General features: G+C 43.7%; 1 pseudogene. It reads right to left on the bottom strand.

Going from position 1 to position 504, the window contains the following annotated elements:
- Positions 1-504, bottom strand: a pseudogene (locus R7Z50_RS31460) (capsular biosynthesis protein); the annotation flags it as partial.

The following is a 504-nucleotide window of genomic DNA, read 5'->3' on the forward strand; positions in this document are numbered from 1 at the left end:
TTATCTTTCGATGGCTGCGCAGAATTTCGGTGCTGATACTCGGTTACGATTTGGTTTGTTCCGACTAACCAATAGGTTCTTGGCGTCGCTCTTAAATAGAACTCCAAATGTGCATTGGGAGCTCGAAAATCGTTGTATTTAGTTTTAGCGTTTGGGCGACCAGGCAAGCCGTCACGATAGTTTTGATAGGTTTTATCACTATAGCCTAAACCGAATTCGAGTCTGCCTTTGGCACCGTTAGATCCAAAGACATAATTGGTTTTTACATCGTTACGGTTGAACTCTATTGGTGCGTCGATTGCGCTACCATTACCTTCGGTAATATCTTCTCCTCGAACTTCATGCTGGGCGCGAAAACGGTAATCAACCACTAAACGATGACGATGATTAAATTCGAAAAAGTTGGAAAACTGAAAAGTGTGGGCGTCGAAGTCGTTGCGATCGTCAGATGAAAAGCCCGCTTTTAACTTAGATAAAATACCTGCGCGATAGCGATTCCGCTCT

It is taken from the genome of Vibrio sp. 1249-1 (genome assembly GCF_033340495.1).